Raw genomic sequence first — 12,991 nt, 5'->3', positions numbered from 1 at the left:
CCGGGGTTGGACCAACTGTATCGGCGCCAGACTTGCTTGCGACTTAGCTGCGCCGGGGCTCAGGCGGGCCGCACCAGCACCAAAGGGGTGCGCTCGTTGGCATTACCGGCCGGGTTTGGCCTGAGGGCCCGCTCCAGCAGGGCTTCATCACAGCCCGGGCTGGAGGCCAACACCTTGACCCGGCCCAAGTCGTTGACATCAACAACCGCCACTGCCACGCGGAGGGAGCGGGCCATGGCGGCGCAGAAGGCGGCGGGCTGTTGGGGCCCAAGCACAATCGTTTGGTCGTAGGGAGGGGTGGTACCGGTGATGTCGTCGATCAGACGGGCCTGGTCGCCGGCGAGGCGATAAAACCAACCCTTGCTGCCTACGAGTTTCAGGGCCAAGCCAATCAACCAGGCGCCCAGCACCCGGGCTGGACCGACCACATCGATTAAGGACTGCAGGCCGCAGGCTGTGGCCAGGGAGCTGGTGGGGTGGAACACACGGCAGAGCAGGCGTGCCAGGGCGCTGGGCTGCACGGTGGCCGGGTGGTGGTAGCGACCTTGGATCACCGCCAGGGGGGTTTCGCCGATGGTGAGTACGTCGCCGGGCTTGATCAGATCGGCTGCGTAGCGGCGCAGCACTGTTTCGGGATCGTCGAGCACGCCGAGCAGGTGGGTGCCAATCGGCAGGACGCGGCAGCGCTCGCCTTCGCGCCAGCGCGCGGACTCCGGCGCAATTGGGGTGGGTTGCTGCAGGGGCACCAGCAGGCCATCGCGGCGGTGTAAGCGGCCGAAGGGGCCGTAGTTGACCCAGAGGATTTCCAGCCAGAGGGTGTCGAGCAGCTGGGCTAGGGACTGGCCCGGGGCGCCGCTCAGGCTGATCTGGATGCGGGCGCTGGTGCTCTTGCGCCCCTTGACGATGTAAGCGGCCCAGTAGCCATCCGGGCGGGATTCCTCATCCGGATGTAGCGCCTCGATCCGACTCGTCACCGTGACGCCTGCCAAGTCGCCCCGACCCAGCAGGGTGGGCCGCAGTTCGATTTCCGGCACCATCACCTCCATGCGGCGGTGGGGGTTGTGGATTGCCACGACGCCGGAGACGGTGAGGCCATCGCTGCCGGCTTCGACGCGGAAGTCTTCAGCGCGCAGCCGCAGCGGCGAGGCGGGGCGCAGGCGATGGCGAAGCTCCAGCACTACCAGGGTGAGACCCAGCAGCAAGGCCAGCACCAGCACAAGCTTGAGCAGAACCAGTGCGGCAAGCGATGAGGCCATGGGCGAAGGCGCCAATTGCGACGAGGCAAGAATCGACGGAGCGTAAATGGGCTAGTGGACTTAATTTCGCGCCATCACGAAATCGGTGATCGGCGTGCGCAAGACCTTCGTGCTCGACACCAACGTGCTGCTGCACGATCCGGCAGCCCTGACCCGTTTTGAAGACAACAACATCCTGATCCCGATCGAGGTGGTCGAGGAGATCGACCGCTTTAAGCGTGATCCAGCCGAAAAGGGACGCAATGCCCGCCAGGTGTCGCGGCTGCTCGATGGCCTGCGCGCCCAAGGCAACCTGGCTGATGGTGTGGCCAACGGCGAACAGGGCGGCACGCTCAAGGTGGTGTTTTGCCGGGCCGAAACCCTTAGCCAGCTGCCGCCCGAACTCAAGGGCGGCAATGGCGACAACAACATCCTGGCGGTGGCCCTCGAGGAGCAGCGCCTGCAGGCGCTGCTGGGTAGTCAGCCGCCGGTGATTCTCGTTACCAAGGACACCAACCTGCGCATCAAGGCCGATGCGGTAGGGCTGATCGCCCAGGACTACAGCAGCGATCGCGTTGCGATCAGCGACCTCTATCCCGGCTTCTGTGAGGTGTGGGTGGATGCGGAGCAGATGGATCGGGTCAAGCTGCCGCCGGGACTGGCGGTGGAGGGCCTGGTGCTGGAGTCGCCGCTGCAAGCCAACGAGGGTGTGACCCTGATCGACCGGGCCCAGCCGGCCCACACCCTGCTGGCTCGCTTTAATTGCGCCACCGCCAGCCTGCAGCCGCTGCAGCGGGCGCCCAAGGCCAAGCTCGGCCGCATCCAGCCCCGCAACCGAGAGCAGACATTTGCCCTTGATCTGCTGCTGGATCCCAACATCCAGCTGATCACCCTGGTGGGTAAGGCCGGCACCGGTAAGACCCTGCTCGCCCTGGCCGCCGGGCTGCACCAGGTGGCCGATGAGCGGCTCTACGAGCGCCTGCTGGTGACCCGCCCGGTGATTTCCCTAGGCAAGGAGATCGGCTTTCTGCCTGGGGATCTAGATGAAAAAATGGGCCCCTGGATGCAGCCGATCATCGATAACCTCGATTTTCTGCTCGGCGGCAGCGAGGAGGAGGGTCGGGGTGCTGCCCGGGCTGGTGGCAGTCACCGCGGGCCCCGCAGCAATTGGACCGACCTCAAGGGCATGGGCCTGCTCGAGGTGGAGGCGATCAGCTACATCCGCGGACGTTCGATTCCGCGCCAATTCATGGTGGTGGACGAGGCCCAGAACCTCACCCCCCATGAGGTGAAGACGATCGTGACTCGGGTGGGCGAGGGCACCAAAATTGTGCTCACCGGAGACCCTTATCAGATCGACAATCCCTATGTGGATGCTGAAAGTAACGGCCTCACTTGGCTGGTGGAGCGCTTCAAGGGCCAGCGGCTCGCCGGCCACGTGACCCTGCTGCGGGGTGAGCGCAGTGAAATGGCCGAGCTGGCTGCCAATTTGCTCTAGGGCGGCCAGTCTCTTCTGCTAGGGCTGGAAGACGACGTTCCAATCCTGCTTCATATCCACAACTAGCCAGCCCTGCTGGGGAGCCTCTTTTAGGGCTTCTACAAGCTTGCCGGTGCTGGTCGTTTTGGCGTCGTAGGCGTACTCGCGTTCAGCGTCGGTGTGATGGACGATCAGCCCTAAGCTGGGGCGAGGATTATCGATCGTGGTGTACTGCAACATGGCGTGATCGCCATCGCTGTTGCCACAGCAAATCACAGGTCTACGGCCGATAAACTGATGGATGCCAATTGGCTTGCCGGCCTTATCGTTTACGAACAAGTAATCAAGGGTTTTGGTGATTACTGGTTTGCCGTCCCGCAGTTCGAATACGGCCCGCGATGTCGAGCCAACAACTTGCTCTGGTGGTATGGCGTAAACCTGTTCCACCCAGGCCCGCATAAAGTCAGCGCCGCCACCTGAAACAATGAAATTCTTAAAGCCGTTATCGCTTAGGTAGCGAAGAAGCTCCTGCATGGGTTGGTAGGTGAGCTCGCCATAGGCCTTGCCATAGCGCGGATGGTTGGCCGATCTAAACCATGCCTGCACGGCATCTCGAAATTCTTCTACGGTCATGCCTGCATGGGTGATCGCCAAAATCTGCATCAGGCCATCGAAATGTTCGCCTTCCAGGAGTTTTGCAAGATCGCCCTCCAAGGCAGCTTGCACCATGGGGTTTGAGGTAAGGCTCGGCTCGGTGAGGATGCGCAGCTTCAGTTCGTCGATGGCAAAAGCTGCCTGAAAGGGCAGCGGATTTTCCGGCCAGAGCGTGCCGTCATTGTCATGCACAGCAATGCGTTCGGCGGGAGGCAGGTATGCGGCTGAGTCTTTATTTGTGACTTTGGCGATGAATGCAAAAATAGCTTCTTTGACCTGTCCTTCATTCCAGGAAGGCAGCGGATCTGCTTGGCTAGATAAGTCGTATAGTTTCGTTTGGGCGACACCGTAATCACCTATTTGGTAAACGCTAATGGAGGCTGTTTGGAAGCTAAAGGTCTCAAATGGCTCTGCTACTAAAGCTTCAACAAAATCACTTGTGCCAATGCCCAGGGTCAGATGGGGCTGGTAGTTTGGGCCGGTCCGCGCATCACTGAAGCTAGTCACGTAGTTAATAGTTGCCTGGCTGATTGGCTCGCCGTCAAGGCGAGGCGCGAAGGCATCACCTGTGCCGTATTTCACGGCAAACGGTGCGGTGGCATCTATGATCTTTTGCTGAAGTTGTTGCTGATTGGGAGTCGCCTCAATGCGGAATCCCACCAATTTGAGATTCTCGCTGGCTAATTCAAAGTAGCCAGTGGCTTTGCCTTCAATATTGATCGGCGGCTCACCACGCAGCACGTTGGCCACGGCAGCTCCTACTTGGCCCAAGTCTACAGTTTTTATAAATAGCTGGAGAATGGTGATGTGGGGCGCGTGGTTGGCATCTAGGGGGAAGCTGGCTGGGTATTTTTCTCGCAGCCGAGCGTTTATTGCCTTTGCTTTCTCAACGGTGGCAGCATCTGGCTCCAGGAGGACGTTGATTGCAATCAGGGTCATCGGTGCAGTGCTGGGGGTAATAGTCACAAGTTACGGGTTGTCTGGCTCAACAATCCAGGCAAGCGCGGCGCTCAGTGTCGCTGATGTCGCCGCGTTCGCGCTGCCATTGGCGCCGGCGCAGGTTTTCGTAGGCCTGGCAAAACTCTTCGCCCAGGGCCTGGCGCAGGGCCGTATCGGCGCTGAAAGCATCGAGGGCCTCGCCGAGGTTGACCGGCAGCCTGCCGCAGCAGCCGGGATCCAGGGGCTTGGCGTAGTTGTCGTTGTCGCTGCGGGGGCCAGGAGTGAGCTGGCGCTCAATGCCATCGAGCCCCGCCGCCAGGATTGCTGCCTGCAGCAGGTAGGGATGGGCGGCGCCATCGGGCAGGCGCAGCTCTAGTCGCTGGTCGTCGGGGATGCGCACCATGTGGGTGCGGTTGTTACCGGTGTAGCTGATGCCGCCCGGACTCCAGGTAGCACCGGAGGTGGTGGGCGGGGCCGCGAGGCGCCGGTAGCTGTTCACCGTGGGGTTGCTCAGGCAGCTCAGGGCAGGCGCGTGGGTCAGCAGGCCAGCAAGGAAGTGGTATGCCAGTGGCGATAGTCCGAGCTCGCCGCTGGGATCATGGAACAGGTTGCGGCCTGCTTGCGAGCTGCCACTAGTGCCCCACAGGGAGAGGTGGGTGTGGCAGCCATTGCCGGTTAGGGCGGCGAAGGGTTTGGGCATGAAGCTGGCTCTCAGGCCCTGCTGTTCCGCCAGGGATTTCACCATCACCTTGAAAAAGGCGTGGCGATCGGCTGTGATTAGGGCGTTGGCGTAGGTCCAGTTGACCTCAAATTGGCCGTTGCCATCCTCGTGGTCGGCCTGATACGGACCCCAGCCCAGCTCTTCCATCGCCTCCAGCAGGGGTCCGATCAGGGGGTAACGGCGCATTAAGGCCAGTTGGTCGTAGCAGGGCTTTTCTTGGGTGTCGGCGCCATCGCCGATCCGCTCGCCGCTGGGATCGAGCAGGAAAAACTCAGCCTCCACACCGCTGCGCAGCTCAAACCCCCGCTGCGCCGCTCGCTCCAGCTGGCGCCGCAGCAGGCGGCGGGGGCACTGGGCCATCGGCTGGCCATTGAGCTGGAGCTCGGCCGCCACCCAACCCACCTCCGGCTGCCAGGGCAGGGGACTGAGACTGGCCGCCGCCGGGATCGCCATCACGTCGCCATCGGCGGGTGATAAATCCAGCCAGGCGGCGAATCCCGCAAAGCCGGCGCCGTCTGTCGCCATCCCCGCCACCGCTGAGGCCGGCACGAGCTTGGCCCGCTGGATGCCAAACAGGTCGGTGAAGGAGATCAGCAGGAAGCGGAGCTGCAGCTCCTGCATTCGCTGGGCGAGATCAGACATGGGAGGGCTGCTGGAGGAGGGTTGCGACGATGCGGCTCAGCTGCCGCTGCTCGGCAGGGCTGCTGTGGGGGTTGCCCGCCCGGTGGCCGAGCTCCGAGGGGATCACATGCAGCTCCGCCCCGGGGATGGCGTCGGCGTCGGCGGCCAGGTCTTCGAGCGGGAAGTAGAGGTCGTGGCTGCCGGCCACCACGGCGGTGCGGGCTTGGATGCGGCCGAGGCTTGCGGCCAGGTCGCCGCCGGCAGACACGTCGTGGGCCAGCCAGGTGTCGAGCATGGCGATCAGATCACGGGGATCGTGGCGCTGGTAGTGGGGCAGCCAGTGCTGCTCCACGTGGTCTTCCACCGGTTCGGCAAGGCTGCGGAAGAAGGGCTGGCTGGCGGCCCAGCTGGCGTAGATCAGGGCGTAGGTGCGCAGCCCCTGCTCCGGCGGTGCGTTGAAGCTGCTGCCACTCCAGTGGCGATCGGCCGTGAGGGCCTGGCGCAGGCTGAGGCAGAACAGGCGGTTGTGGGGGGAGGTGCGGGCGGTGCCGCAGACGCAGCAGATCCGCTCCACAGCCTCCGGGTGTTCGACGGCCCACTGGTAGGCCTGCTGGGCCCCCATCGACCAGCCGTAGATCAGGGGGAGCCGTTCGACTCCGAACACCTCTGCTAGCAGGCGCCGTTGGGCGGCGACGTTGTCGCGGTGGCTCACCACCCAGCCCTGCTCGGCCAGGCCCATGGCGCCGTGGCTGGGGCTGCTGGAGGCGCCGTTGCCGAACATGCCCGCAATCACGATGCACCAGCGCTCCGGATCCAGCACGGGCCCCGCCAGCCAAGCCAGATCCTCGGGCCGGGCCCCGTAGGAGGTGGGCACCAGGATCAGGTTGGAGCGATCAGCATTGAGCCCACCGATCTGGACATAGCTGAGTTGGGCCTGCGGGATGGTGTGGCCGCAGTTCAGGTGCCAATCGCCTAGGGGGTGCAGGGCCGAATGGGCGAGCGCGTTGGCGCTCATGCCGTCAGCCCCAAGGCCGGCAGGTTGCGCAGCAGCCGGCGGTGCACGGCCAGGTAGCCGGGATCGCAATGCGCCAGATGGGGAGCGATAAAGATGTGGGCCGCTGGCAGGGCGTGGAAGGGCAGGGAGGGATAAAGGTGATGCTCGGCGTGGAAAGGCATGTTCCACATCAGCCAACGCACCGGCCAGATCGTGACGGTGGTGCGGGTGTTCTTGGTGCCGTCACTGCTAAAGCTGCAGCCGCTGTGCTCGGCCAGCAGCACAAAGCGAAGCAACGGCTGGCCCACCGCCAGGGGCAGCAGCCAGAACCACAGCAGGAAGCCGTTAGCGCTCACCAGCGATACCAGAGCCAGGGCGGCATACACCGCAAACTGCAGCCGCACCGACCGACGTACCTGGGGGATCAGCTCCGGGCTTAGGTAGCTCAAGCCGCTGAGGTCGCCCCAGAGCAGCTGCCTGTAGCCAGCCAGTTTGCCGGTCCACCAGTTCCAGCCGCTCAGCTCCAGCAGGTAGGCCCAGGCGGTGGTGGGCAGCGGGTCATTGAGCTCAGGATCTTGGCCGGGTTGGTGGGTGTAACGGTGGTGCCACTGGTGGTAGCGCCGGTAGTAGGTGGAGTTGTAGAAGCTCAGCAGCCCCGCTAGCCAGGCCACGCTGTCGTTGAGGCGGCGGCTGCGGAAGGCAGTGCGATGGCAGCACTCGTGCAGGGGTGCAAAGCAGGTGGCCAGGCCGATGCCGCACAGCAGCAGCCCCACCAGGCGCAGGGCCAGGGGCCAACTCTGGTGGCCCCAGATCAGCCCGCCCAGTCCGATCGTGAAGAGGTGACTGATCAGCCGCAGGGTTGCGGGCCCGTTTTGCAGCTCGTTGAATTGGGCAAGCGCTTCGCGCTGCAGCAGCGGTTGGGTGGAAGAGGGCATAGGGCTATCCCACCAGGCCAGATGCTCCTGCTTCGGTAGGCAATGCGACCAACCGTGCGGCTGGGGCCTTGGCGGCTTGCCAATGATCCACTTAAACCATCTGGCCTGGCTGCACCCAGCGATCAAACTCCTCAGCGCTGATCTCGCCGAGCACTAGGGCGGCTTCACGCAGGCTGAGCTGGTGGTTGTGGGCGTGCTTGGCAATGGCGCAGGCCCGGTCGTAGCCGATCGCCGGGGTGAGGGCCGTGACCAGCATCAGGCTCTGATCGAGCAGGGTGGCGATGCGGCTTTCATTGGCGCTGAGCCCCTCGATGCAATGCTCGCGGAAGCTGGTGCAGCCGCCTGCCAGCAGCTCGATGCTTTCGAGCACGTTGTGGGCGATCACCGGCTTAAACACGTTCAACTCGAAGTTGCCCTGGCTGGCGGCCAGTTGCACGGTGGTGTTGTTGCCCATCACCTGTACGGCCACCATGGTCAGGCTCTCGGCCTGGGTGGGATTCACCTTGCCCGGCATGATTGAGCTGCCCGGTTCGTTTTCCGGAATCACCAGCTCGCCCAGGCCGCAGCGGGGGCCGCTGGCCAGCCAGCGGATGTCGTTGGCGATCTTCAGCAGCGAGCCGGCCAGCACCGTTAGGGCGCCGTGGGCGGCGGCCAGGGGCTCGTGGCCGGCCAGGGCCTGAAATTTGTTTGGGGCAGAGGTGAAGGGCAGGCCGATGCGTTCGCTCAGCCGGGCCGCAACAGCTTCGCCGAAACCGCTGGGGGCATTGAGGCCCGTGCCCACCGCCGTGCCGCCAATGGCCAGCTGGCGCACCTGGGGCAGGCTGGCGCGGATGGTTTCCAGGGCTAGATCCAGCTGGGCCCCGTAGCCGCCGAATTCCTGGCCCAGGCTCAGGGGCACCGCATCCTGCAGGTGGGTGCGGCCGATCTTGATGATCGGGGCAAAAGCCTCGGCCTTGGCGGCCAGAGCGGCGCGCAGAGCTTCGACGGCCGGAAGAAGGCTGCACTCCAGCTCAATTGCTACGGCTATGTGCAGGGCGGCGGGGAAGGTGTCGTTGCTGGACTGGCTGAGGTTCACATGGTCGTTTGGGTGCACCGGGCTCTTGCTGCCCAGCACCCCGCCGGAGGCTTGGATCGCCCGGTTGGCGATCACCTCGTTGACATTCATGTTGGTTTGGGTGCCGGAGCCTGTCTGCCACACCTTGAGCGGAAATTCAGCGTCGAGGCGGCCGGAGGCCACCTCCTCGGCAGCCGCCACGATCAGGGCTGCCAGCTCGGGACTGAGCTTGCCCTTGGCCATATTCACCTCGGCGCAGGCTGCCTTGAGCGCTCCGAAGGCGTGCAGCACCGCCAGGGGCATGGCCTGGCCGAAGGGGAAATATTCGATTGAGCGTTGGGTTTGGGCGCCCCAGTAGTGCTGCTCGGGCACCTCGATGGCGCCCATGCTGTCGCTTTCAAGGCGGCCCATCAGCGGCTCACCACCTCGGAATTGAGTTCGTTGAAGCTCTCGGTGGTGCTGGTGGTGCCCCCCTCCGGCAGGGGGATGCCGGTGGCCTGGCTGACGGCGGCATTAATGGCATCAACGCTCACGGCGCCCTGCTCATCGAAAACCAGCTTCCCCTCGCTGTTGAACACCACCACCTGGGGGATCAGGCCTGACCAGTAGTGGGCCGGATCGCTGGGGCCGGTGTCGGCCCGGTTTTGGAGCGGATCGGTAACCAGCGGAATCAGCTCGATGTCGTTGAGCCACACCCGCTGCAGCTCCGAGACCACCGCTGAGAACTGCTTGCTGGCTGCGTCGTCGTCGAGGTAGTAGACGACAACGGTGGTGCGGTGGTCGGCGAAGGCCTGGGCGAGGCTGCTGCGCGGCGGTACCAGGGAGCCGTTGCCGGCGTAGAGGGCGTAGATGTTGCCGTCGTAGCTGTTGTTGGTGAGCGAGGCCTGGGCTGGGCGGCTACCTAGGCCCACCAGGCCTGCCGCCAGCAGCAGCCCCAGGGCGGAACTGAGCAGGAATCGCAGGATGTGCTCAAGGGTTGAGGCCCGTGCCCCGATCCCCTGTTGCCCGTTCTTATTTCGCCCCATGCCGGCTTGCAAGCTCGATTAATGCCATTGTGGCGGCGCGTCAGCTGCGGCCCACGCCTTTGGCGATGCCCCGGCCCATGCCCTGAGCAATACCCCGGCCCACCAGGCCAATGGCCCGGCCCAGCACCCTGGTGAGCAGCACCACCACCAGATCGCCGAGGCCTCGCAGCAGGCCCTGCACTTGGGGAGCCAGGGCATCGCGGCTTTCCAGGGCCAGGGTTACCAGTTGCTGCAGCCAGCCCAGCTGGCGCAGCTCCGCATCGCGGGGTTCAGTGAGCTCTCGGCAGCGGATAGTGCCGTCGCGCAGGCTGTATAGCCTGCGGCGACTTTCGTAGAGGCTGATCGGCCGCTCCACCCAGCTGCTCCAGCGCAGTTGGGCGTTGAGCTGGTTGCGCAGCCGCTCCAGGTTGCGGGTGGCTAGTAGCTCGGGTTGGAGTAGGTAGCGGCGCAACTCGGGCCAGCTGGCGCAGCTGGCGAGTACCTCGGCACTAATCAGTTCAGCGCTGCGCACCAGCCAGTTGCTCAGCAGTAGTTCCAGGTAGAGCACGGCCCGAGGTTCGTCGGCTGCCAGCAGCTGGCCATCCACCAGCAGGGGCTGGGCCCGCACTAGGGCCGCCAGCATCGGCTGGGCCTCGGGCAGCTCCGGGTCGCGGCCTGCAAAATTGGTGTTGCGGAGCATGCTGTCGGCCACCGGCAGCAGGCTTCCTTCGCAGGGCAGCTGGACGTAGGGATTAACCAGATTGCGCAGGGCCTGCTGGCGCAGTTCGGTTTGCAATTGCTCCCAGCGCTCCTGAAGGGGCTGGTGGGGGGCGGGGTCAGCAAGTAGCCGCTGGCGCAGGCTGTCTAGCTGGTTGAGCAGGGCTAGCAGCAGGTCGCGCCGCCGCTCGGGGCTGAGGCCTTCCAAGGCCAGCAGTTGGCCGCTTTGGTTGCTGAGCTCGGCAGTGGTGCCGGCCTCGAGACGTTGGCGAATGGCGCGCCAGATGCCGTCGGCACTGCGCTGCTGCAGGGTGATCGCCAGCATGGGCTCGGGGCTGCTGGGGCCGGGATCGGGCGCGCCCCAGGCCACACTCACCGGCCCCCAGAGCAGCAGTAGCAGCTGGCGGGCTGCCGAGAGTTCGCGCAGGCGTCCCTGCAGCAGTAACAGCTGCACCAGGTTGGTGGGTGGCGGCGTCAGCAGCCGCTTGATAGCGGCGAGGTCAGCGTCGATCTGTTGCAGACCGCTGATCAGCAGCCACTGACCCAGGCCCAGGGCCGGGCTGGCTGGGGGGCTGGGGGAGGCGCTGCCTGCCGCCGCCGCCAGCACTCGCCCGCCCGCCAGCAGGGTGATGAGGGCCGTCAGCAACTCCTGGGGTTCGGGCGACTCGAGGATTCCAGCTGCCGGCAGTTGCAGCAGGGCATCGCCGCCCAGCCCGTGGGCAGCGGGTAACAGCAGCAGCACAGGGGCTGGCTGCCAGCGCTCTTTGAGGCGCAGCAGTTCCTCGGCCAGTCGCCCACCTTGTAGGTCGCCGCTGCTGGCCTGCCAGATCACAAGCTGGGGTAAGCCCTGCAGTTGGTCTGATCGCTCAGCGACGCTATATAAACCTCTCTGAGCTGCGAGCAGGCGGGTGAGGCCATCGCGCAGCAGCGGTTCGGCAAACAGCAGCAGCTGCGAACTCACGGGTTTGGCCACGGCATGCGCCAAAGGTACCGATGCTGGAGCAAATTCTCCAGTCCTGGGTCGGCTCAGGGATTCAGGAGCGGCGCCGGCCGGTGAGATGCAGGGTGTAGGTCTCGATTGCGAAACCGGTGTGGCGTTCGATCTGGTCGAGCAATTCGCGCGGTAGCTCAACATCTAAATCTTGAATGGCGCCTGATTCCGAACAGGTGAGGTGGCTGTGGGGATCGCTGCGGTATCCATAGAGCCGGCCGGTTGCCCGGTCGAGGCACTCGATCACCCCAGCGGTTTGCAGGGCTTCGAGGTTTTGATATACAGACGTGTGGCCGATATTGCGGCCCAGGTTGTTGAGCTTTTCAAAAATGTCGCGGGCGCTGAGATGGCTTTTCTCAACCCAGAGCAAATCGAGCACCATGCGGCGCTGGCGGCTGAGCCTCATGCCCAGGTCGCGGCAGCGCTGGTAGACATCGTCTACACAGGTTGATGAAATGGTGGTGGCAAGGGCGCCGGCGATCACGCGACACGCCTCAAAACAGATTCAATCTGTTATAGGGCAAGTCGCAAGCGATCCGCTTTTGCCATGGGGGCAGGCTGCCGGCTCAGGCCATCATCGAGGCACTGGTCGGATCCTGCAGGCGGCCCTCGTCGATGGCCTGCAGGGCTTCAGCTAGATCCACCCGTCCGTCGTAGAGGGCCCGGCCCACGATCACCCCCTCCACCCCTAGGGGCGCCAGGCTCAGCAGCGACAGCAGGTGCTCCAGGTTGCCGATGCCGCCGGAGGCGATCACCGGCACGGCGCTGGCCTCGGCCATGGCCCGCAGGGCCTCGAGGTTGGGGCCCGCCATGGTGCCGTCTGTGGCGATGTCGGTGCTGATGATTGCGGCGATGCCGCTGGCGCAGAAGCGCTGGGCTAGGGCGGTGGCTTCGGTGCTGCTTTCTTCGATCCAGCCGCGGGTAGCCACCTTGCCGTTTTTGGCGTCGATGCCCACCACGATCCGGCCGGGATAGCGCGATGCCAGCTCATCGACTAATTCGGGTTGCTCCAGAGCCACGGTGCCGAGGATGACCCGATCCAGTCCGAAGCTCAGCAGCTCCTCAGCCCGTTCGGCGCTGCGTACCCCACCCCCCAGCTGCACGGGGATGCTGAGGGCAGTGGTGATCGCCTTCACGGCCGCATCGTTGATTGGTTGGCCGCTGCGGGCGCCATCAAGATCCACCAGGTGTAGCCGCCTGGCTCCCTGCTGCTGCCAGCTGAGGGCCTGGGCCACTGGGTCGTCGCAGAAGCGCGTCACCTGGTCGTAGTCGCCCTGGTGCAGCCGCACGCAGTGGCCATCGAGCAGGTCGATGGCGGGAATTATCTGCATGGCTGCTGGAGGCAATTGCTGCCAGCCAGGCTGCCAGAGATGCCGGTTGCCCAACTCAGCTAGCGGCACCACCAGCCGAAAGCCCCGCTCCAGCACCGCTTGGAGTTCCACGGCCCGTTCCGCGCCCTGGCCCCGCTCCCCCAGCAGGGCGAAGTGGCGATAGCCGCGGCTGCCGGCGGGCCACGACGTGATGGTGGCGGGTTGGGCGGTGTAGGCCTTGGCCAGACGCATCATTGAAAGCAGCAGATCAAAATGGTGGTGGAGTAACCGCCAGCTAGCCGGGGGTTTAAATGGCGCCCAGTTTCGCGTCCCGTGGGC

Annotated in this window: 11 protein-coding genes and 1 pseudogene; 1 reads left to right on the top strand and 11 read right to left on the bottom strand. The window is 64.7% G+C overall.

Annotated elements, in window-relative coordinates:
* Positions 1 to 59: 59 nt before the first annotated feature.
* Complete coding sequence (locus AC01FP_RS01010; RefSeq protein WP_474477000.1) at positions 60 to 1,256, bottom strand: F420-0:Gamma-glutamyl ligase; 1,197 nt, start codon at positions 1,254 to 1,256, stop codon at positions 60 to 62.
* 94 nt (positions 1,257 to 1,350) lie between these two features.
* On the opposite strand from AC01FP_RS01010, the gene AC01FP_RS01005 reads away from it, so the two are divergent.
* Positions 1,351 to 2,733 (top strand): PhoH family protein, encoded by a 1,383-nt coding sequence (locus tag AC01FP_RS01005; protein ID WP_474477197.1) that lies wholly within the window; start codon positions 1,351 to 1,353, stop codon positions 2,731 to 2,733.
* An 18-nt stretch (positions 2,734 to 2,751) separates the two neighbouring features.
* Here AC01FP_RS01005 and AC01FP_RS01000 read toward each other — a convergent pair whose 3' ends face one another.
* The 10 genes and pseudogenes from AC01FP_RS01000 to AC01FP_RS00955 all read right to left on the bottom strand — a co-directional run.
* Positions 2,752 to 4,305, bottom strand: coding sequence for a haloacid dehalogenase-like hydrolase (locus tag AC01FP_RS01000; protein WP_474476997.1), 1,554 nt, complete (start codon positions 4,303 to 4,305; stop codon positions 2,752 to 2,754).
* Between the two features lie 46 nt (positions 4,306 to 4,351).
* Complete coding sequence (glnT, locus tag AC01FP_RS00995) at positions 4,352 to 5,668, bottom strand: type III glutamate--ammonia ligase (RefSeq protein WP_474476994.1); 1,317 nt, start codon at positions 5,666 to 5,668, stop codon at positions 4,352 to 4,354.
* Positions 5,661 to 6,662 (bottom strand): alpha/beta fold hydrolase, encoded by a 1,002-nt coding sequence (locus tag AC01FP_RS00990; RefSeq protein ID WP_474476991.1) that lies wholly within the window; start codon positions 6,660 to 6,662, stop codon positions 5,661 to 5,663. Before AC01FP_RS00990 ends, glnT begins: the two co-directional genes overlap by 8 nt.
* Positions 6,659 to 7,576, bottom strand: a complete 918-nt coding sequence (locus AC01FP_RS00985; RefSeq protein ID WP_474476989.1) for a fatty acid desaturase — start codon at positions 7,574 to 7,576, stop codon at positions 6,659 to 6,661. The genes AC01FP_RS00990 and AC01FP_RS00985 overlap by 4 nt, the downstream gene beginning before the upstream one ends.
* Positions 7,577 to 7,667: 91 nt before the next feature.
* A complete protein-coding gene (gene fumC / locus AC01FP_RS00980) occupies positions 7,668 to 9,041 on the bottom strand; it encodes a class II fumarate hydratase (protein ID WP_474476986.1) in 1,374 nt (457 codons plus the stop codon).
* A complete protein-coding gene (locus AC01FP_RS00975) occupies positions 9,041 to 9,655 on the bottom strand; it encodes a thylakoid membrane photosystem I accumulation factor (protein ID WP_474476983.1) in 615 nt (204 codons plus the stop codon). The genes fumC and AC01FP_RS00975 overlap by 1 nt, the downstream gene beginning before the upstream one ends.
* 40 nt (positions 9,656 to 9,695) lie before the next feature.
* On the bottom strand, positions 9,696 to 11,324 hold the full coding sequence (locus AC01FP_RS00970) for a DUF3685 domain-containing protein (protein ID WP_474476981.1): 1,629 nt from the start codon (positions 11,322 to 11,324) through the stop codon (positions 9,696 to 9,698).
* Between the two features lie 61 nt (positions 11,325 to 11,385).
* The gene (locus tag AC01FP_RS00965; RefSeq protein ID WP_474477194.1) at positions 11,386 to 11,748 is read right to left on the bottom strand and encodes a Fur family transcriptional regulator; all 363 of its coding nucleotides are present in this window, start codon (positions 11,746 to 11,748) and stop codon (positions 11,386 to 11,388) included.
* Between the two features lie 160 nt (positions 11,749 to 11,908).
* Entirely contained in the window at positions 11,909 to 12,673 is a 765-nt protein-coding gene (gene hisA, locus AC01FP_RS00960) for a 1-(5-phosphoribosyl)-5-[(5-phosphoribosylamino)methylideneamino]imidazole-4-carboxamide isomerase (protein WP_474477191.1), read from the bottom strand.
* 30 nt (positions 12,674 to 12,703) lie between these two features.
* Positions 12,704 to 12,904: pseudogene (locus tag AC01FP_RS00955) on the bottom strand (TIGR02450 family Trp-rich protein); the annotation flags it as partial.
* Positions 12,905 to 12,991 lie beyond the last annotated feature (87 nt).

The organism is Cyanobium sp. NIVA-CYA 375 (assembly GCF_056108345.1).
The sequence above is the reverse complement of the archived record's forward strand: the minus strand, read 5'-3'. Positions and strand labels throughout refer to the sequence as shown.

What these genes read in the sequence shown, in the direction of transcription:
- AC01FP_RS01000 (WP_474476997.1), bottom strand. Translation starts at nt 4,305, where the DNA reads ATGACCCTGATTGCAATCAACGTCCTCCTGGAGCCAGATGCTGCCACC.
- AC01FP_RS00990 (WP_474476991.1), bottom strand. Translation starts at nt 6,662, where the DNA reads ATGAGCGCCAACGCGCTCGCCCATTCGGCCCTGCACCCCCTAGGCGAT.
- fumC (WP_474476986.1), bottom strand. Translation starts at nt 9,041, where the DNA reads ATGGGCCGCCTTGAAAGCGACAGCATGGGCGCCATCGAGGTGCCCGAG.
- glnT (WP_474476994.1), bottom strand. Translation starts at nt 5,668, where the DNA reads ATGTCTGATCTCGCCCAGCGAATGCAGGAGCTGCAGCTCCGCTTCCTG.
- AC01FP_RS00975 (WP_474476983.1), bottom strand. Translation starts at nt 9,655, where the DNA reads ATGGGGCGAAATAAGAACGGGCAACAGGGGATCGGGGCACGGGCCTCA.
- AC01FP_RS00965 (WP_474477194.1), bottom strand. Translation starts at nt 11,748, where the DNA reads ATGAGGCTCAGCCGCCAGCGCCGCATGGTGCTCGATTTGCTCTGGGTT.
- hisA (WP_474477191.1), bottom strand. Translation starts at nt 12,673, where the DNA reads ATGCAGATAATTCCCGCCATCGACCTGCTCGATGGCCACTGCGTGCGG.
- AC01FP_RS01010 (WP_474477000.1), bottom strand. Translation starts at nt 1,256, where the DNA reads ATGGCCTCATCGCTTGCCGCACTGGTTCTGCTCAAGCTTGTGCTGGTG.
- AC01FP_RS00985 (WP_474476989.1), bottom strand. Translation starts at nt 7,576, where the DNA reads ATGCCCTCTTCCACCCAACCGCTGCTGCAGCGCGAAGCGCTTGCCCAA.